Genomic DNA, 18,957 nt, shown 5'->3' with positions numbered 1-18,957 from the left:
GGAGCGCCCCCCGAAAGCCGCGCTATTCCGCGCGCCGGAAGGTCAGGTAATGCGGCACCCGCCCCTCGCGCAGCGCCTTCTGCTCATAGCGGGTCGATATCCAGTCCCCCCAGGGCTGGCGCCAGTCCGACGGTCCCTCGGCCAGCCAGGTGAACCCGTGGCGCGGCACCTCCTCCAGCGTCTGGCGCACGTAATCGGGGATGTCCGTCGCCACGCGAAAGATCGCGCCGGGCTTGAGCACCCGGGCCAGCGGCTCCAGATGTTCGCCCGTCACGAAGCGGCGCCGGTGGTGGCGCTTCTTGGGCCAGGGGTCGGGGTAGAGCAGAAAGGCCCGCGCGATGCTGGCATCGGGCAGCACGTCGAACATGTCGCGCACATCGCCCGGATGCACGGCGACATTGTCGACCCCGGCCTCGCGGATCTTGCCAAGCAGCATGGCGACACCGTTGATGAAGGGTTCGCAGCCGATGATCCCGGCCCCGGGATTGGCGGCGGCCTGGTGCACCATGTGCTCGCCACCGCCGAAACCGACCTCCAGCCAGACCTCGCGCCCGCCAAACAGCGCGTCCAGATCCAGCGCTGTGCGGTCGGGGTTGGACTCCCAGTCCACCGCGCCCGGGGACAGGGCGGCAAGGTCCTCGTCCAGATAGGTCTTCTGGCTGTCACGCAGGGTCTTGCCCTTGAACCGGCCGTAAAAGTTGCGCCAGGGCGCGCCCGAGGGATGCTGTGTGCTCATGCCGGGCCGTTTAGCGGCGCCGCGCCGTCAAGGCAACGCCCCGGCCGTTCTGCGCGCCTGCGCAGAGCACCTGTCCGTTCATGGCGAATGGCACCCGGCACCTGGATTGGTAGATCTGGCGCCATCACGGCCCGCACCGGGCACTGCACCCTTTATCGGAGATCGAAATGACCAAATCCCTCGCATACCTCGCACCCGCCGGCCGCATCCTGCTGTCGCTGATGTTCATCACCTCGGGCTTTCAGAAGATCACCGGCTATGCCGGCACCCAGGGCTACATGGAGATGATGGGCGTTCCCGGCGCCCTGCTGCCGCTGGTCATCCTGGTCGAGCTGGTGGGCGGCATCGCCCTGCTGGTCGGCTTTCAGGCCCGCATCGCGGCCTTCCTGCTGGCGGGCTTCTCGCTGGTCTCGGGCCTGCTGTTCCACTACCTGCCCTCGCTGGGGATGGAGGGGATGGAAGCCCAGATGCAGATGATCGGCTTCATGAAGAACGTCACCATCGCGGGCGGCATGCTGATGGTCACCGCCTTCGGCCCCGGCCCGCTCTCCGTCGCGGGCAAACGCGACGCGGCGGTCACCGCCTGATCGCCGGGGCCTGCACGCCCCGCAAAAGGCTGGTTGCGCGCGCCTGCCGCCCGCAGCCGCCGCGCGGTGTCCCGCCCTTGCGGCGGGACCTCGCCGCGCCGGGTCCGTCCGGCCCGCCCGATCCCCAAACGCAAACGGCCCCGCCATCAGGCAGGGCCGTTTCATCATGTCAGAGCGGTCTCAGGCGTTCTTGGCCAGTTCCGTGGCCAGGTCCGTCTGTTCCCACGAGAACCCGCCGTCCTCGTCCGGCGCGCGGCCGAAGTGGCCATAGGCCGCCGTGCGCTGATAGATCGGCTTGTTCAGCTGCAGGTGGTTGCGGATGCCGCGCGGGGTCAGGTCCATCGCCTTGGCGACGGCCTGCTCGATCACGCTCTCATCCACCTTGCCGGTGCCGTAGGTGTCGGCATAGATCGACAGCGGCTTGGCGATGCCGATGGCATAGCTCAGCTGGATCGAACATTTGTCGGCCAGACCGGCCGCCACCACGTTCTTGGCCAGGTAGCGCGCGGCATAGGCTGCCGAACGGTCCACCTTGGTCGGATCCTTGCCCGAGAAGGCGCCGCCGCCATGCGGGGCCGCGCCGCCATAGGTGTCGACGATGATCTTGCGCCCGGTCAGTCCCGCGTCGCCGTCAGGGCCGCCGATGACGAACTTGCCGGTCGGGTTCACCCACCATTCGGTCTTGTCGGTCAGCCAGCCGTCGGGCAGCACTTCGCGGATATAGGGCTCGACGATGGCGCGGATGTCGGCGCTGGTCTGATCCTCGCCCGAATGCTGGGTCGACAGCACCAGCTGCGTGACCTCGACCGGCAGGCCGTTCTCGTAGCGCAGCGACAGCTGGCTTTTCGCGTCGGGGCGCAGCGTGGGCTCCTGCCCCGATTTGCGCACCTCGGCCAGCTTGCGCAGGATCGCGTGGGCGTACTGGATCGGCGCGGGCATCAGCGCTTCGGTCTCGTTCGTGGCATAGCCGAACATGATGCCCTGGTCGCCGGCGCCCTCGTCCTTGTCGTTGCCCGCGTTCACGCCCTGGGCGATATGCGCCGACTGCTCGTGCAGCAGGTTGGTGATCTCCACCGTCTGGTGGTGGAACTTGTCCTGCTCGTAACCGATGTCCCTGATGCACTCGCGTGCGATGGCATCGATCCGTTCCATGTAATCCTTGAGCTTGTCCTGATCAGACAGCCCGACCTCGCCGCCGATGACGACCCGGTTGGTTGTGGCAAATGTCTCGCATGCGACCCTGGCCTCTGGCTCCTCGGCGATGAACGCGTCGAGGACGGCGTCCGAAATCCGGTCGCAGACCTTGTCCGGGTGCCCTTCGGAGACGGACTCCGAAGTGAAAATATAGTTCTGTCTTGTCATTGAAGGTGCTCCGATAAAGTTTGCCTGCCACGTCAGGAAGCCGTTGTGGCAGGACCCCCTTGTGCCTAAGTGTCGGGCACCGGGGCGTCAATGGCTGTTCTTGCGGAACCGCGCCGACTGGTGCCCGAGCGCCACCAGAAGCATCACAATCACCAGTATTGTCACCGGCCACCCGCCAATCCGCGCATAGAGCGTGGGACCCGCCGCCGAGGGGCGTGCCATGTCGAGGTATCCGGCCTGTCCCAGGGGGATGGATCCCAGCACCTGGCCGGTCGCGTCGATGACGGCGGAAACACCGGTATTGGCCACGCGGATCATCGGCAGACCCTGTTCCACCGCGCGCAGGCGGGCCTGCGCCAGGTGCTGATAGGGGCCCGAGAAGGTGCCGAACCAGGCGTCGTTGGTGATCTGCAGCAGCAGGTCGGGCCGCTCCGGCGCGGCGGCGACATCGCGGGGAAAGACCGCCTCGTAGCAGATCAGCGGCAGGGCCTTGCCCGCTGCGCCCAGGTCGATCAGGTGGGGGCCCGGCCCGGGGGTGTAGCCGTTGCCCCGCCGCGCGGCGAGGGCCGAGATGCCGACCCGGTCGAACAGGTCGCCAAGCGGCATGTATTCCCCGAAAGGCACCAGGTGGTGCTTGTCATAGACGTCGCGGATGCCGCCGTCGGGGTTCAGCACGGCCAGCGTGTTGAACACCCGCTCGCCCTCGCCCCGCTGGATGCCGATCACGCTGAGCGCCCCCTGCGCCTGCCCGGCGATCACCGGCAGGAGCGCGGAATTCTCGTCCAGCCAGGCGGGAACCGAGGTTTCGGGCCAGATCGCCACGGCCGGCACCGGCGGTTCCGACGAATAGGCCAGCATCCGGTCGAGGAAGACGGGGATCATCCGGGGATCCCATTTCTCGCGCTGCGAGGCATTGGGCTGCATCAGCCGCAGCACCGGCGCATCGGGCGGCGTCGCGGGCGGGCGCGATGCCATCATCGGCGCGCTCCACAGCAGCCCGGCCCCCACCAGCAGCGCCACCGGCGCGGCGGGCAGCGGCGCCCGGGGGATGACGGCCAGAAGCGCGGCAAAGGAGAGCACCAGCAGGGTCAGCCCGTCCGGCCCGACCCAGGCGGCGGCCTGGATCAGCGGCGAGGGGATCAGCGCATGGCCCACCAGCGCCCAGGGAAAGCCGGTGAAGACCACCCCGCGCAGCATTTCGGCCAGGGTGAAGGCCGCAACCCAGGCGGGCAGGCGCATCGCCCCGCGCGGGGCCAGGGCCTGCGCCAGGGCGAAAGCGGCGGCCCAGAACAGCGCCAGCCCTCCGGCCATGAGGATCAGCGCAAAGGGCGCCATCCAGCCGTGCCGGGCGATGTCGACCAGGAACGGCTCGACGATCCAGGACAGGGCCGCGGCGAAATAGGCGGTGCCGGCGGCCCATCCCGTCCAGGCGGCGCTGCGCAGGTCGGGGGCGCGGTCGTAGAGCCAGGCCAGCAGGGCAAATCCCAGGATCGCCACGGGCCAGAGGTTCAGCGGGGCCTGCCCGCTTGCCGCCGCCAACCCGGCCGCAACCGCAAGCCAGAGCCCCAGGCGCGAGGCCGGGGGCCCGAAGCGCGCGCGCAGACGGCGCCAGCGGCCCGGCCCTGCACCGGGTGTGTCAGGCATCCGCCGGTTCGCGGTGGTTCAGTCGGACCCTCAGGCGCTTGATCCGGCGGGGATCGGCATCCACCACCTCGAATTCATGGCCGGCGGGGTGTTCGACCACCTCGCCCCGCGCGGGCACCCGGCCCGACAGCATGAAGACGAGGCCGCCGAGGGTGTCGATTTCCTCTTCGTCCACGCTTTCGTGTTCGGTCAGGGAAACACCCGTCTCGGCCTCGAAATCCTCAAGCGGGGCCTTGGCGAGGGCCAGCCAGGCGCCCGATTTCTCGCGCGTCCAGAGCTTGTCCTCGTCCACGTCATGTTCGTCCTCGATCTGGCCGATGACCTGTTCGATCAGATCCTCGATCGTGACCAGCCCGTCGACCCCGCCGTATTCGTCGATCACCAGCGCCATGTGACGGCGTTCGGTCTGCATCTTTTGCAGCAACACGCCGATCGGCATCGAGGGCGGCACGAACAGCAGCGGGCGCAGCAGGTTCTTGAGCGAATACCGGCCACCGGATCCGTTGAACCCGTGCTTGAGCGCAAAATCCTTGAGGTGGACCAGCCCGACGGGCGTATCCAGCGTCCCCTGATAGACCGGAAGGCGCGTCATGCCCGAATCACGGAACACCTTGACCAGCTCGTCCCGGCTGATCGTGGAGGGCACGGCGACGATATCGGCCTTGGGCACGCATACGTCCTCGACCCGCATGCGGCGCAGGTTCACCAGCCCGTGGGTTGGCCGTGGGGCCGATACCGGGTTTGGCGCCGTGCCCCCCTCGGGCCGGGCCGGTTCGCTCCGACGCTTGAAAATACGGGAGAAAAAGCTGTCGCGCGGCGTTGCGGGCGGATTGCCCGTGCCCGCTGCGCTGATCTGGCCTTGCGGCAGCGCGCCCTGCGCTGCGGTCAAAGACCCGTCGGTGGTGTCGCCCATCGGTCCCTTCCGGTGCCGCCGGCCCTAAACGTCCGGCATTGGTGCATATGGGTCGTGCAGACCCATCTTGCCAAGTATGGCCGTTTCCAGCGTTTCCATCAAAGTGGCATCTTCGTCACGCTCGTGATCGTAGCCGAGAAGATGCAACACGGCATGAACGATCAGGTGGGTTGCGTGATCGCCAAGTGCAAGACCCCCGGCCTGCGCTTCGCGCAGACATGTGTCGTAGGAGATCGCGATATCGCCCAGCTCGGCCGGCTCGCCCGGCATGGCGTCCTCGGGGTCGGGCGGGTCGGGGGTGGCGCCCGGCTCTTGCGCCGCGCGGTCGTCCGAGGGCCAGGACAGCACGTTGGTGGGCACCGGCTTGCCGCGAAATTCGGCGTTCAGCACCGCGATGCGCGCATCGTCGCAGGCCAGCAGCGAAATCGCCCAGTCGTCGGGATCCAGCCCCGCGCCCGCCAGCGCGGCCCGCGCCGCGGCCTCGGCCAGGGGTTCCAGCCCCGCCGCGTCCCAGCGGGGATCTTCCGTCAGGCAATCAACCAGTGTCATGGCCCGCGCATATCATCGGGCCGCATCGCGCGCCATCGGGATAAGCCTTGCCCGTGCAAGGCGCGGAGTGCGCGATGCCCGAAGGGCAGGCCGTTGCCGTGCCCGAGGCGCGGAACCGGCACGGCGGCCTTTCCCGGACCGGCAGAAACGCAAATCCCCGCGACGGTCCGGGGGATCATCGCGGGGCTTGTCGTGACACTCATGGGCCGGGCGCGATGCCTCAGGCTGGGGCGTCGGCGTCGTAGGCTTCGATGATCGCGGCCACCAGCGGGTGGCGCACGACATCCTTGGCGGTGAAATAGTTGAAGCTGATCCGGGGGATGGCCTTGAGGATCCGCTCGGCATCCGACAGGCCCGAGGAGACGCCGCGCGGCAGGTCGACCTGGGTGCGGTCGCCGGTGATCACCATGCGCGACCCCTCGCCCAGGCGGGTCAGGAACATCTTCATCTGCATCGTGGTCGCGTTCTGCGCCTCGTCGAGCACGACAAAGGCATTCGACAGCGTCCGCCCCCGCATGAAGGCCAGCGGCGCGATCTCGATGGTCTTTTCCTCCATCATCTTCTGCAACTGCTTGCCGGGGAGGAAATCGTTCAGCGCGTCATAGAGCGGCTGCATGTAGGGATCGACCTTGTCCTTCATGTCGCCGGGCAGATAGCCCAGCTTTTCGCCCGCCTCGACGGCGGGACGGGACAGGATGATCTTGTCGACATGCCCCTCGATGAACATCGACACGCCCACGGCCACGGCGAGGTAGGTCTTGCCGGTGCCCGCCGGGCCGATGCCAAAGCAGAGCTCGTTCTGGAACAGGTTCTGGACATAGGCCTTCTGCGCCTCCGTCCGGGGCTCGACCATCTTCTTGCGGGTCTTGATCTCGACCTGGCCGGCCGAGAACATCTCGAACTGGTTCCCGTCACGGGTGGGGCGCTGAGGTTCCGGCGCGTTCATCCGCAGCTCGCGGTCGATATCGGCCGATCCGACCTCGCGCCCGGCCTCAAGGCGGGAATAGAGCGACTTGAGCAGGGCAATCGTGCGATCCGCCGCATCCTTTTCACCGATGGCCACCAGGTGATTGCCGCGCCTGAGAATCTGGACCGAGAGCTTCTGTTCGATCTCGGCAAGATTGCGGTCGTATTCGCCGCACAACGCGATCAGCAGGAAATTGTCTGGAAAGTCGATCTGGACTTCGCTGAGTGCAGTATCGTCCATCGGCGGGGGCAGCACTGTGGTGGCCAATCAGTTCTCCTTGCACCTGGTTGGGGTGAGCGTGCCAAGCGCGGCCGCGCCGTGCAAGTCACATTGCGGTAACAGTCCCGAATCGGCATGAAAAATGCCGCAGGCGTTTCCCCCTGCGGCATCCTTGTTCGATATGTCGCGCCTCACGCGCCGTCGCCTCAGCCCGAGGTCTTCTTCACCGTGCCCGACGAGGGGTCGGTGATCGACCCGGCCCGCTTGAACGGACCGTTGGCGGTGTTCGGCGGGGCCACGCCCGAGCAGACCGGCTTGCCATAGGGGTCGAGCCGCTGCGACAGGTAGCCTTCGAGGCCGTCGTCGATGATCCAGTGATCGCAGCCGTTCGGGTCGACCCAGATGCCGGCTTTCATGGTGCTCAGGTGGTGGCTGTTGAAACCGTAGTCGCGGCTCTTGTCGCCCGGCACGGGCACCGGGTGGCACGCGGCAATGGAGCCGATGAGGCCGACACCCGCGATGGTCTTGACGATGTTCATTGGGTGGTCCCCTCTCAGCGGATGCAGATGATTTCGACGCGGCGGTTCTGCGCCATGCCGGCCGCGGTGCCATTGGAGGCGCGCGGCATACGCTCGCCATAGCCGCGCACGTCGGCGATCTTGGCGCCGGTCGATGCGGCGACCTTGGCCACGGCATTGGCGCGGTTGTAGCTGAGCTTCATGTTGTATTCGTCCGAAGCCCGGCTGTCGGTGTGACCCACGATGATGAACGAGGTCGCATTGGCCGATTTGAAGAACTGTGCCAGGCGCTGCTGGTTGGCCGGGCTGATCCAGTATTTATCGGTGGCAAAGAACTGGTCGGTGTTCATCACGCCGCAGACGTTGCCCCGGCGGCAGACCGGGATCCCCTGGCGGTTGACATGCGGGGTCATGTACCCCTCGGCACCGTCATCCATCGCCCAGTGTTCGCAGCCATCGGGATCGACCCAGATGGTGGGAATATAGGGCTCGCTCTGCGCCATTGCGGGCGCCGAGCTGACGAGGGTTGCGAACACGGCGGCTGCCACAGCACCCGCGACGCTCGAAATGGTTCTGAAGAGCAGTTTCGCCACGGCGGTAATCCTTTGTCGGTCCCCCGGACCCGCGCGAGACCGCCGATGACAGCGATGCGGGTCCAAATGATTTTAGTCTGATTGATACCTTACCGCCTAATGCCACAAAGTGAAGGATATTTCACCACATATTGTGTCGCAGATCGAACCAGAGACCTTGGTTTGATAGCATTGTTCCCGAAACACCATGCTATCGGCCGGTTTCGGGGCTTTCCCCGATCCGGCGCTGGTAAGATTTTGGCAATTTTTATGACTTAATCGCCGGTTCATGGCGATTGCATGGCGAAAATATGATTCTCGCCCGTGGCGTTTTCAGGCGCCTGGCCTGTCGTCCTGCCGTTCAGCGGGTGCCCCCACCCATACGCCCGGCTGTGACGCTGCCCGCGCGGATTGTCTGCGCGGCCGTGGTATTGCGGCGACCAGTGCCGCCCCCGGAGGGACCGGCCCGGTCGACGTGCCCGTATCAGCTCTTGCTGACGGGCGAGCTCATGTAGATCCGCTTCATCGTGGCCTTCAGGCCTTCGGGATCGAAGACGAGGTTCTGGTCACGGCAGATCCGGTTGGCAATCGCTTCCGACGTCGGGAAGTCATAGCCGATGGCCACCAGGCTATCGATGAACTTGGCGTTCGGGTGATCCCAGATCACCTGTTTCCAAGGGCCGCGATAGCAGCTGACCACGATGACGTGGTTCGAAGGTTGGAACGTGTAGGCATAGTCGTGTGCAGGCGCCTCGGTCGCCAGTCCGGCGACCGCAAGCGCGGTCAGGATCGCTAGTTTCATGTCAAGCCCCCCAGGCTTATGTGATGACCCAGTCTTGACGGAAGACACACCCGGCCCATCAGTGCCGGGGCATGTTCATCACAGCCCCGACAGCGCTGTGTCAGGTCATGCCAGTCCATCGGATGACATGAGCCCCACTCGCGGAAAGTCGCCTGCCGCAAAGCCAGACTCATGACGTGATGAACATAAGCCCGCCAGAGAATTTGTCAAAACCTTGTCAAGAATGCAGCTTTGCAGAGCCACCTTCGGGCGGCCCCGGCCCGGTCCGGATGTCCGCGCAGGGTGTGGTTGCCGAAAAACCGTGCGCGGCGCTCCGGCGCCGGGCGAGTAGGTTCAGATGCACTCGCCCAGAAGCGAATTGGGATGGCTTGCAAGGATTCGCACCCGCGACAGCGTGCCCGCCTCGGGCGCCGGCCCGTCGACCACAACGGAATGCAGGTAATCCGACTTGCCGATCATCTGCCCGGGCATACGCCCCGGTTTCTCGAACAGCACGCCGACCTCGCGCCCGACCATGCCATCCTGCGCGGCGCGCTGCTGGCGGGTGATCAGGGCCTGCAGCCGCTGCAGGCGCTCGTCCTTCTCGGCCTCCGCGACCTGGGGGCGTTCCGCCGCCGGCGTGCCCGGCCGGGTCGAATACTTGAAACTGAAGGCGCTGCCGTAGCCGACCGCCTCGATCAGATCCAGCGTGGCCTGGAAATCCGCCTCGGTCTCTTCCGGAAAGCCGACGATGAAATCGCCTGACAGCAGGATATCCGGGCGCGCCGCCCGGATGCGCTCCACCAGCCGCAGATAGCCCTCGGCCGTGTGCTGCCGGTTCATCCGCTTCAGGATCCGGTCAGACCCGGATTGCACCGGCAGGTGCAGATAGGGCATCAGCTTGTCGCACTCGCCATGCGCCGCGATCAGGTCGTCGCCCATGTCATTGGGATGACTGGTGGTGAAGCGGATGCGCGCCAGCCCGTCGATCCGGGCCAGTTCGCGGATCAGCCGCGCCAGGCTCCAGTCGCCATCGGGCCCGGCGCCGTGATAGGCGTTGACGTTCTGGCCCAGCAGGGTGATCTCGCGCACGCCACGGTCGACCAGGTCGCGCGCCTCGTCCAGGATGCGGCTGGCCGGGCGGCTGACCTCGGCCCCGCGGGTATAGGGCACCACGCAGAAGGCACAGAACTTGTCGCAGCCCTCCTGCACCGTCAGGAATGCCGCGGGCCCGCGCTTCGCCTTGGGCCGGGCCTCGAGCTTTTCGAACTTGTCCTCTTCGGGGAAATCGGTGTCCAGCACCTTGGCCCCCTGCCCCGCCTCGCGCTCCATCTCGGGCAGGCGGTGATAGCTCTGCGGCCCGACGACCAGGTCCACCATCGGCTGGCGGCGCATGATCTCGGCCCCCTCGGCCTGGGCCACGCAGCCGGCGACACCGATCTTCAGATCGGGGCGCGCCAGCTTCAACTCGCGCATGCGGCCCAGCTCGGAATAGACCTTTTCGGCCGCCTTTTCGCGGATATGGCAAGTGTTCAGCAGGATCATGTCGGCCTCTTCGGGGCTCGACACCTCGACATAGCCGTTCCCGCCCAGGGCCTCGGCCATGCGCTCGCTGTCGTAGACGTTCATCTGGCATCCATAGGTGCGGATGTAGAGCTTTCTCGCCTCGGCCATGGGCAGGTCCCTCACAGGTTCAGGGCGCTTACCTATACCGAAAGCGCCCCGCCTTGCAATCATCGGCCATTGCACCCAATCTCCGCGGGGCACAGGCGAAACGACCGGGACAACGATGCGATTTCCAAACCTCAACAGCTTCCTCAAATCCAGCGAGCCATGCCTGTCCAAGGGGCCCGTCGCCCTGATCTTTGCCGAGGATGACGTCGAACTGGACACCACCCTGCGCCACCACCGCGTGGCGGGCTTTGCCGAGGTGATCCTGTTCGCCCATCCCGCGTTCAAGCTGCCCGACGACCTGGAACACCTGTGCTGGCGGATCGACTACGACATGACCCGCGAGGGCGCGCTGGAATCGGCGGTGAACGCCGTCATCGACGCGGCCAACGGCATCTGGCTCTACTACTGCTACAACGCGGAATACCTCTACTTCCCCTTCTGCGAGACACGGTCGGTCGGCGAGCTGCTGACCTTCCAGACCGAGGAACGGCGCGCCTCGATGCTGACCTATGTGGTCGATCTCTACGCCGGCGATCTCGAGTCCTGCCCGAACGCGGTCTCGACGCAGCAGGCCTTTCTCGACAAGTCGGGCTATTACGCCCTCGCCCGCCGCGACCCGGCCAATCACAACCACCCCAAGGAGCGGCAGCTGGATTTCTTCGGCGGCCTGCGCTGGCGGTTCGAGGAACATGTGCCCGCCAACCGCCGCAAGATCGACCGGATCTCGCTGTTCCGCGCCCGCGCCGGGCTCAAGCTGCTGCCCGGCCATGTCTTCAACGAGGAAGAGTACAACACCTACGCCTGTCCCTGGCACAACAACCTGACCGCGGCGGTCTGCTCCTTCCGGACCGCCAAGGCGCTCAAGCGCAACCCCGGCTCGTCCTCCGACATCCCGACCTTCCGCTGGCACAACTCGGCGCCCTTCGAATGGCACTCGCGCCAGCTGCTCGACCTCGGGCTGATGGAACCGGGCCAATGGTTCTAGGGCAAGTCCCCCGGCGACCCCGGCCCGGGTCCCTGCCCCGCGATGCGGATCTCGCCGGCCCGCGGGAATGACAGCCGCGCCTCCCCGCACAGGGCGCCCCCATCCCCGACGTCCGGCCCAAGGCGCCTCCCGGCCCCTTCCTCTGGCCCAAAATATCCCGGGGGAGTCCGCGCGCCAGCGCGGACGGGGGCAGAGCCCCCCAAACCTGCCCGAAGGGCACAGGCATCGTGTGCGCCGCCCGCGGGGCGGCGCTCCGCTGGATCAGGATCGGCCCGGAAGGGTCAGAGGTGCTCCGGCTGCGGCATGCCCAGCACATGGTAGCCGCCGTCGACGCGGATGATCTCGCCCGTGGTGCAGGCCCCGGCATCCGACAGCAGATAGACCGCCGTCCCGCCAACCGCTTCCAGCGTGGCGTTCGCGCGCAGCGGCGCGTTCGCCTCGGTCTGGCGGAAGGTCTTGCGCGCGCCGGAAATCGCGGCCCCGGCCAGGGTCTTCATCGGCCCCGGAGAGATCGCGTTCACCCGGATCCCGTCGGGGCCCAGGTCGTTCGCAAGGTAGCGCACCGCGGCCTCCAGCGCCGCCTTGGCCACGCCCATCACGTTGTAATAGGGCGTCACCCGGGTCGAGCCCTGGTAGGTCAGCGTCAGGATGGTTCCGCCGTTCTTCATCATCTTCTCGGCCCGCCGCGACACGTCGATCAGCGAGTAGCACGAGATATCCAACGAATTCTTGAAATTCTGCCGCGAAGTGTTGATGAAGCGCCCGGCCAGCTCGTCCTTGTTGGAATAGGCGATGGCATGGATCACGAAATCCAGCCCGTCCCAGTGCTTGCCCAGCTCGGCGAAGGCACGGTCGAGCGAGGCATCCTCGGTCACGTCGGCATCGATCAGGATCGTCGATCCGAGCGAGGCCGCCAGCGGTTCGACCCGCTTGCCGAAGGCCTCGCCCTGGTAGGTGAATGCCAGTTCGGCCCCCTCGGCGGCCGCGGCCCTGGCGATCCCCCAGGCAATCGACCTTTCGTTGGCCACACCCATGATCAGGCCACGCTTGCCCTTCAGAAGATCGCCCATATGCCGGTTCCTATCCGTTGTACCGCGACAGCAGCATCGACCCGTTGGTCCCGCCGAAGCCGAAGGAATTGGTCATGACGGTGTCCAGCCCGGCGCCCTCGACCAGGGCGGTGGCGATCTCGTCGGGGTGCAGTTCGGGATCGAGCGTCTCGACATTGATCGAGGGGGCGATGAAATCCCGGTCCAGCATCAGCAGGCAGAAGATCGCCTCCAGGGCCCCGGCCGCGCCCTGCGCATGCCCCGTCATCGACTTGGTGGACGAGATCGGCGGCACCTGGCCCTCGCCGAAGATGCGCCGCACCGACTGCACTTCGCCCACATCGCCCACGGGGGTCGAGGTGCCATGCGCGTTGATATAGCTGATCTTGCGCCCCTCCGGCAGGGTCTGCAGCGCCAGGCGCATGGCGCGTTCGCCGCCCTCGCCCGAGGGCGCAACCATGTCATGCCCGTCCGAGGTCGCGGCGTAGCCCGTCACCTCGGCATAGATCTTGGCGCCGCGCGCCCTGGCCCGCTCCAGCTCTTCCAGCACGACGATGCCGCCGCCGCCCGAGATCACGAACCCGTCCCGCGTGGCGTCAAAGGCGCGCGAGGCCTTGGCCGGCGTGTCGTTGTATTTCGAGGACATGGCGCCCATGGCGTCGAACAGGCAGGACAGGGTCCAGTCGAGCTCTTCCCCGCCGCCGGCGAACATCACGTCCTGCTTGCCCATCATGATCTGCTCGGCCGCATTGCCGATGCAGTGCAGCGAGGTCGAGCAGGCCGAGGTGATCGAATAGTTGATGCCCTTGATCCGGAAGGCGGTCGACAGGTTGGCCGAGATCGTCGAGGACATGCATTTGGGCACGGCAAAGGGCCCGATCCGCTTGGGGCTGCCCTTTTCCAGCACCGTCTGATGCGCCTGGAACAGGGCGCTGGTCGACGGCCCGCCGGACCCGGCCACCAGCCCGGTGCGCGGATTCACGATGTCGCCTTCCTCCAGCCCCGCATCCGCGATGGCCTGCTGCATGGCGATATGGGCATAGGCCGCACCCGGCCCCATGAAGCGCAGGGCCCGCTTGTCGACATGGTCGGCCACATCGATGTCCAGCGTACCGGCGACCTGGCTGCGGAACCCGCGCTCGACCATCTCGGGCACCCCGGTGATACCGGATCGCCCGGCCTTGAGCGATGAGACGACTTCGGTTTCGTTGTTCCCGATCGAGGATACGATCCCCAATCCCGTGACGACGACGCGGCGCATGGCGCTTTCTCCCTGGTTCGGCCTCTGCCGCTGCCCCTCAAGAGGCGACAGCCAGGCCGACCTTCATGTTCTGGACGTTGTAAATCTCTTCGCCGTCCGCCAGCACCCGGCCGTCCGCCACGCCCATCTTGAGCTTGCGGTCGATGACCCGGGTGAAATCGACGATATAGGTCAGCATCTTGCGCGCCGGCGTGACCATGCCCTGCAGCTTGACCTCGCCCACGCCCAGGGCAAAGCCCTGCCCCAGCATGCCGCGCCAGCCCAGGTTGAACCCGGTCAGCTGCCACAGCCCGTCCAGGCCCAGACAGCCCGGCATCACCGGGTTGCCGGGAAAGTGGCACTTGAAGAACCACAGATCCGGGTGGATGTCGAATTCCGCCACCACGTGCCCCTTGCCGTTGGCCCCGCCATCGGCACTGATCTCGGTGATGCGATCCATCATCAGCATCGGCGGCTCAGGAAGCTGCGCATTGCCGGGGCCGAACAATTCGCCCCGGGCACATTTCAGCAGATCTTCCTTGTCGAAACTGCTTGGATACCCTGCCATGCAGGCACGCCTCCCTTCGAGACCTACGCTTTCAAACTGCGCCCCCTCTATCACCGGGCCAAGCTGCCTTGCAAGCCTGCGGCACCTTGGGGACAGTTACGGGGTTTGACCCGGTTGCCGACCGCCTGGCAGGCAAAGCTCATTGAAACCGGAGCGCTTTCCCCATTATATTGTGGACCGACGAAAGGGAAACAAGCCACAGATGACACCCGAAGCCACGAACCGAGGCTCCCGCTGGCTGCACAAGGGCGGTCTGCGCCCGACGCGGCAACGCGTAGCACTGGCTGCATTGCTGGTCGGAGACGGCCAGAACCGTCATGTCACGGCCGAAAGCCTCTATGCCTCGGCCATGTCGAACGGGCAGCCCGTCTCGCTGGCCACCGTGTACAACACCCTGCGCGCCTTTTGCGATGCCGGCATCATGCAGGAAATCACCGTCGACGGGTCGAAGAGCTATTTCGACACCAACATGCACGATCACCCGCATTTCTTCTGGGAAGAGGACGGCACGCTGACCGACGCCCCGGCCGACGAACTGGAGATCACGCGCCTTCCCAATGCCCCCGCGGGTGCGGAGGTATCGAAAGTGGACGTGGTCATCCGCCTGCGCCGCAGATAGGTCCGATGGACGGAGGCAAGCAGACCCGACCCGGTCAACTGGACCTCCTGGCAGACCGTTTCTCGTCCGCGACCGACTCCGAGGGTGTCTTCAAGGTCTTTTCCGAAGAGATCGCCCGCCTCGGCTACACGTCATATTTCTACGCACAGCTGCACGCCACGCCCGAAGGCGAGATGGTCGGCGTCGCGTCGCACACCTCGATGAACGATGACTTCGTCGCCGGGTACATGGATGCGCGGATGTACGAGGCGGACGTGATCGTCAAGCACTGCATCAACGCAAACAGGCCGATGCTGTGGTCCGAGCTCGAACGCTCGCGAAAGGGTGCCGTCCTGTCCCGACGGGAGATCGAGCTCATCGACTACGTCTTCGACAACGGGTACCGCGCCGGTACGGCCCTTGCGATTTCGCGCGGAAACGGACCCTTGGGCAAGACGATGACCGGTATCAGCCTGATCCAGGACAAGGATACCGACCGCGCGGAACACGAAAGGGAATTCGTCGAGACCAGCGGCACGGTCAAGGACATCCTCGGCTTTCTGTCCGCCTGCATCGACGCGCAGGAGGTTTCGGACAACCATTTCGGGCTCACCGAGATCGAGCGCCGCATACTGGTCCGGCTTGCCCGGGGCGACCAGGGCCAGCAGGTGGCCGATGCGCTGCTCATGCCGGACCGGACCGTCGCCTGGCACATGCGCAACCTGCGCCGCAAGCTGCGGGCGCGGACCAATGCGCAGGCGGTGGCGTTGGCGATCCTGCACAACCAGATCTGACCCCCCCAGATCCGACCCCCCGAAAGGGGTATTGCGTCAGCGCACCGGCCTCTGGAAAACTATGCAGTACGCGCGGCTGGCCGGGTCAGATATGGCGGGCCGCACTGGACGACGGGTGTGGGGAGCGCCCGGTAACATGCAGGGGGACGCTGGTGAAGGGGATGCACCAGTCGGAACAGCCGGATCAGGCTGCATTCGAAGAACTCATTGAAATCGAACGAATCTTGCTGCGCCGCCTTGCGCTCGGGGACCAGTCCCAGCAGATGGCGGATCGCCTCGGCATGCCGGACCGGACATTGGCCTGGCACCTGAAGAACATGCGCCGCAAGCTCAAGGCCCGCACCAACGCCCACGCGGTTTCCATCGCGGTGTCGAACGGGCTGATCTAGCCCCTGCACAGGAAAACGGCCCGCCGGTGGGGCGGGCCGTTCGTTGCGTTCAGCTGCCGGGCCGTCAGTGGACGGTGGCGTCCCGCGGCTTGTCGCGGTTGGTCGCGCCGACCCGGTCGCCCAGGATCAGCCCCTCGACCCCGGCCGTAACCGGGACCACAGCGCCGTCCATGACATCGCCGGCCAGGATCAGCTCGGCCAGCGGGTCCTGCAGGGCCTTCTGGATCACCCGCTTCAACGGGCGGGCGCCGAACACCGGGTCATAGCCTTCGTCCGCCAGCCAGCGATGCGCGCTGTCGTCCAGCTCCAGCCGGATCTTGCGGCTGGCCAGCCGCTTGAGCAGCCGACCCATCTGGATGTCGACAATGGCGTCCATGTCCTGCCGGGCCAGCCGGTCGAAAACGATGATCTCGTCCAGGCGGTTCAGGAACTCGGGCCGGAAATGCGCCCGCACGGCTTCCATCACGTCGCGCTTGGCCTCGCCGGCATCCGCCCCTTCGGGCAGCCGGCTCAGGGCCTGGGCCCCCAGGTTCGATGTCAGCACGATCAGCGTCTGCTTGAAGTCGACCTTGCGGCCCTGGCCATCGGTCAGGACACCGTCGTCCAGCACCTGCAGCAGCACGTTGAACACGTCGGGATGCGCCTTTTCGACCTCGTCGAACAGCACGACCTGATAGGGCCGCCGCCGCACGGCTTCGGTCAGCACGCCGCCCTCGTCATAGCCGACATATCCCGGAGGCGCGCCGATCAGCCGCGCCACGGAGTGTTTCTCCATGAACTCGGACATGTCGATCCGCACCATCGCGTCGTCATCGTCGAACAGGAACTCGGCCACGGCCTTGGTCAGCTCGGTCTTGCCGACACCCGTCGGGCCGAGGAAGAGGAAGCTGCCGAGCGGCCGCCCCTCGTCGTTCAGCCCGGCGCGCGCCCGGCGCACCGCATTGGACACGGCACGCACCGCCGCGTTCTGGCCGATGACCCGCTTGTGCAGGCCGTCTTCCATGCGCAGCAGCTTGTCGCGCTCGCCCTCCAGCATCTTGGCGGTCGGGATCCCGGTCCAGCGCTCGACAACCTGGGCGATCTGCTCGGGGCGCACGGCCTCTTCGACCATCACGCCTTCGGCTTCCTGCTGCTCGGCCTCGTTCAGCTGCTTTTCCAGCTGCGGGATGACGCCATAGGACAGCTCCCCCGCCTTGGCCAGGTCACCCGAGCGCTTGGCGATCTCCAGGTCGGCGCGGGCGCGGTCCAGCTGTTCCTTCAGCTCGCGGGCCGAGGCCAGCTTGTCCCGTTCCGCCTGCCACTTGGCGCTCATCTCGTCCGAGCGGTCCTGCAGGTCGGCCAGTTCCTTCTCGATCCGTTCCAGCCGGTCCTTCGAGGCGGTGTCGTCCTCTTTCTTCAGGGCCTCGGCCTCGATCTGCATCTGCAGGATCTGCCGGTCGAGCTGGTCCAGCTCCTCGGGCTTGCTGTCGACCTCCATCCGCAGGCGGCTGGCGGCCTCGTCCACCAGGTCGATGGCCTTGTCGGGCAGGAAACGGTCGGTGATATAGCGGTTCGACAGGGTCGCCGCCGCCACCAGGGCCGCGTCGCTGATCCGCACGCCGTGGTGCAGCTCGTATTTTTCTTTGATGCCGCGCAGGATCGAAATCGTGTCTTCCACGGTCGGCTCTTCGACCATCACCGGCTGGAACCGGCGTGCCAGCGCGGCGTCCTTCTCGACGTATTTGCGGTATTCGTCCAGCGTGGTGGCCCCGATGCAGTGCAGCTCTCCGCGGGCCAGCGCGGGCTTGATCAGGTTCGCCGCATCCATCGCGCCGTCGGTCTTGCCGGCGCCCACGAGCGTATGCATCTCGTCGATGAAGAGGATGATCTCGCCGGCGGCGCCCTCGATCTCCTTCAGGATGGCCTTCAACCGTTCCTCGAACTCGCCCCGATATTTCGCACCGGCGATCAGCGCGCCCATGTCGAGCGCGAGCAGCCGCTTGTTGCGCAAGCTCTCGGGCACGTCGCCATTGATGATACGCAGCGCCATGCCCTCGGCGATCGCCGTCTTGCCGACGCCGGGTTCACCGATCAGCACCGGGTTGTTCTTGGTCCGCCGCGACAGCACCTGCATCGAGCGGCGAATCTCGTCGTCGCGCCCGATGATCGGGTCGATCTTGCCTTCCTCGGCCGCCTTGGTCAGGTCGCGGGCGTATTTCTCCAGCGCCTCGAAGGTGTCTTCGGCGCTCGACGTGTCGGCGGTGCGGCCCTTGCGGATGTCGTTGATCGCCTCGTTCAGCTTCTGCGCCGTGACGCCCCCGGCTTCCAGCGCTTCCTTGGCGGGGCTCTTGACCAGTGCAAGCGCGGTCAGCAGCCGTTCCACGGGGACAAAGCTGTCCTTGGCCTTCTGGGCGATCTTCTCGGCCTCGGCCAGCACCTTGACGGTCTGCTGGTCCATGTAGGTCTGGCCGGAATCGCCGCTCACCTTCGGGATCTTGTTCAGCGCGAGGGCAAGCTGCTGGACCACGCGCGCGGGATCGCCGCCCGCCTTGCGGATCAGGTTGCTCGCCAGTCCCTCGCCATCATCCATCAGTGCCTTCAGCACATGTTCGGGGGCCAGCCGCTGGTGGTTGTCCCGAATCGCGATCGTCTGCGCCGCCTGGATGAAGCCGCGCGACCGCTCCGTGAACTTGCTCAAGTCCATGGGTCATTCTCCTTTTCACAAGCGTCCCTGTGGCCGCCACCCTGCATCAGGCATGGCCGCCGGAACCTTGCTCCCGACATGGGGAGAAACGCCCGCCGTTCAAGCACTCGCCGGAACGTGAATGGAACT

At 66.3% G+C, this 18,957-nt stretch carries 19 protein-coding genes and 1 riboswitch; of the genes, 5 read left to right on the top strand and 14 right to left on the bottom strand.

Annotation, left to right across the window (positions count from 1 at the left end):
- Window positions 1-22 precede the first annotated feature (22 nt).
- Entirely contained in the window at window positions 23-736 is a 714-nt protein-coding gene (gene trmB, locus GLS40_RS14365; RefSeq protein ID WP_160383436.1) for a tRNA (guanine(46)-N(7))-methyltransferase TrmB, read from the bottom strand.
- 167 nt (window positions 737-903) lie between these two features.
- On the opposite strand from trmB, the gene GLS40_RS14360 reads away from it, so the two are divergent.
- On the top strand, window positions 904-1,323 hold the full coding sequence (locus GLS40_RS14360) for a DoxX family protein (RefSeq protein ID WP_160383435.1): 420 nt from the start codon (window positions 904-906) through the stop codon (window positions 1,321-1,323).
- 180 nt (window positions 1,324-1,503) lie between these two features.
- Here GLS40_RS14360 and metK read toward each other — a convergent pair whose 3' ends face one another.
- The 9 genes from metK to miaB form a co-directional block, all read right to left on the bottom strand.
- Complete coding sequence (gene metK / locus GLS40_RS14355; protein WP_160383434.1) at window positions 1,504-2,685, bottom strand: methionine adenosyltransferase; 1,182 nt, start codon at window positions 2,683-2,685, stop codon at window positions 1,504-1,506.
- Between the two features lie 6 nt (window positions 2,686-2,691).
- A riboswitch (SAM-SAH riboswitch) is annotated at window positions 2,692-2,740 on the bottom strand.
- A 32-nt stretch (window positions 2,741-2,772) separates the two neighbouring features.
- Window positions 2,773-4,329: an apolipoprotein N-acyltransferase gene (lnt, locus tag GLS40_RS14350; RefSeq protein ID WP_160383433.1), complete on the bottom strand. Its 1,557-nt coding sequence runs from the start codon at window positions 4,327-4,329 to the stop codon at window positions 2,773-2,775.
- Window positions 4,322-5,242 carry a hemolysin family protein gene (locus GLS40_RS14345; protein ID WP_160383432.1) on the bottom strand — a complete coding sequence of 307 codons (921 nt, stop codon included), beginning with the start codon at window positions 5,240-5,242 and terminating at the stop codon, window positions 4,322-4,324. Before GLS40_RS14345 ends, lnt begins: the two co-directional genes overlap by 8 nt.
- Window positions 5,243-5,266: 24 nt before the next feature.
- Window positions 5,267-5,791 carry an rRNA maturation RNase YbeY gene (gene ybeY, locus GLS40_RS14340; protein ID WP_160383431.1) on the bottom strand — a complete coding sequence of 175 codons (525 nt, stop codon included), beginning with the start codon at window positions 5,789-5,791 and terminating at the stop codon, window positions 5,267-5,269.
- Between the two features lie 220 nt (window positions 5,792-6,011).
- A complete protein-coding gene (locus GLS40_RS14335; protein WP_160383534.1) occupies window positions 6,012-6,998 on the bottom strand; it encodes a PhoH family protein in 987 nt (328 codons plus the stop codon).
- Between the two features lie 185 nt (window positions 6,999-7,183).
- A complete protein-coding gene (locus GLS40_RS14330) occupies window positions 7,184-7,516 on the bottom strand; it encodes a hypothetical protein (RefSeq protein ID WP_160383430.1) in 333 nt (110 codons plus the stop codon).
- A 14-nt stretch (window positions 7,517-7,530) separates the two neighbouring features.
- Window positions 7,531-7,998 (bottom strand): OmpA family protein, encoded by a 468-nt coding sequence (locus GLS40_RS14325; protein ID WP_160383533.1) that lies wholly within the window; start codon window positions 7,996-7,998, stop codon window positions 7,531-7,533.
- A gap of 553 nt (window positions 7,999-8,551) precedes the next feature.
- Window positions 8,552-8,869, bottom strand: coding sequence for a hypothetical protein (locus GLS40_RS14320; protein ID WP_160383429.1), 318 nt, complete (start codon window positions 8,867-8,869; stop codon window positions 8,552-8,554).
- A gap of 333 nt (window positions 8,870-9,202) precedes the next feature.
- On the bottom strand, window positions 9,203-10,522 hold the full coding sequence (gene miaB / locus GLS40_RS14315; RefSeq protein WP_160383428.1) for a tRNA (N6-isopentenyl adenosine(37)-C2)-methylthiotransferase MiaB: 1,320 nt from the start codon (window positions 10,520-10,522) through the stop codon (window positions 9,203-9,205).
- A gap of 115 nt (window positions 10,523-10,637) precedes the next feature.
- Here miaB and GLS40_RS14310 point away from each other — a divergent pair, with 115 nt between their 5' ends.
- Window positions 10,638-11,507: a hypothetical protein gene (locus tag GLS40_RS14310; protein ID WP_160383427.1), complete on the top strand. Its 870-nt coding sequence runs from the start codon at window positions 10,638-10,640 to the stop codon at window positions 11,505-11,507.
- A 281-nt stretch (window positions 11,508-11,788) separates the two neighbouring features.
- Here the strand turns inward: GLS40_RS14310 and GLS40_RS14305 are convergent, their stop codons facing one another.
- Genes GLS40_RS14305 through fabA form a run of 3 tightly spaced genes read right to left on the bottom strand, consistent with a single transcriptional unit; the run spans window position 11,789 to window position 14,364 of the window.
- A complete protein-coding gene (locus GLS40_RS14305) occupies window positions 11,789-12,577 on the bottom strand; it encodes an enoyl-ACP reductase FabI (protein WP_160383426.1) in 789 nt (262 codons plus the stop codon).
- Window positions 12,578-12,587: 10 nt separating this feature from the next.
- Window positions 12,588-13,817, bottom strand: a complete 1,230-nt coding sequence (fabB, locus tag GLS40_RS14300; RefSeq protein ID WP_160383425.1) for a beta-ketoacyl-ACP synthase I — start codon at window positions 13,815-13,817, stop codon at window positions 12,588-12,590.
- Window positions 13,818-13,854: 37 nt separating this feature from the next.
- Window positions 13,855-14,364: a bifunctional 3-hydroxydecanoyl-ACP dehydratase/trans-2-decenoyl-ACP isomerase gene (fabA, locus tag GLS40_RS14295; protein WP_160383424.1), complete on the bottom strand. Its 510-nt coding sequence runs from the start codon at window positions 14,362-14,364 to the stop codon at window positions 13,855-13,857.
- 202 nt (window positions 14,365-14,566) lie between these two features.
- Here fabA and irr point away from each other — a divergent pair, with 202 nt between their 5' ends.
- From irr to GLS40_RS14280, 3 genes are all read left to right on the top strand, one after another.
- Window positions 14,567-14,983 carry a Fur family transcriptional regulator Irr gene (gene irr, locus GLS40_RS14290; protein WP_160383423.1) on the top strand — a complete coding sequence of 139 codons (417 nt, stop codon included), beginning with the start codon at window positions 14,567-14,569 and terminating at the stop codon, window positions 14,981-14,983.
- 5 nt (window positions 14,984-14,988) lie between these two features.
- Window positions 14,989-15,756, top strand: coding sequence for an autoinducer binding domain-containing protein (locus GLS40_RS14285; protein ID WP_160383422.1), 768 nt, complete (start codon window positions 14,989-14,991; stop codon window positions 15,754-15,756).
- A gap of 161 nt (window positions 15,757-15,917) precedes the next feature.
- The gene (locus tag GLS40_RS14280) at window positions 15,918-16,145 is read left to right on the top strand and encodes a LuxR C-terminal-related transcriptional regulator (RefSeq protein WP_235905944.1); all 228 of its coding nucleotides are present in this window, start codon (window positions 15,918-15,920) and stop codon (window positions 16,143-16,145) included.
- Between the two features lie 64 nt (window positions 16,146-16,209).
- Here the strand turns inward: GLS40_RS14280 and clpB are convergent, their stop codons facing one another.
- The gene (clpB, locus tag GLS40_RS14275) at window positions 16,210-18,828 is read right to left on the bottom strand and encodes an ATP-dependent chaperone ClpB (protein ID WP_160383420.1); all 2,619 of its coding nucleotides are present in this window, start codon (window positions 18,826-18,828) and stop codon (window positions 16,210-16,212) included.
- Window positions 18,829-18,957 lie beyond the last annotated feature (129 nt).

The sequence above is a fragment of the Pseudooceanicola pacificus genome (assembly GCF_009789075.1).
In the GTDB taxonomy this organism is placed as follows: domain Bacteria; phylum Pseudomonadota; class Alphaproteobacteria; order Rhodobacterales; family Rhodobacteraceae; genus Pseudooceanicola; species Pseudooceanicola pacificus.
The sequence above is the reverse complement of the archived record's forward strand: the minus strand, read 5'-3'. Positions and strand labels throughout refer to the sequence as shown.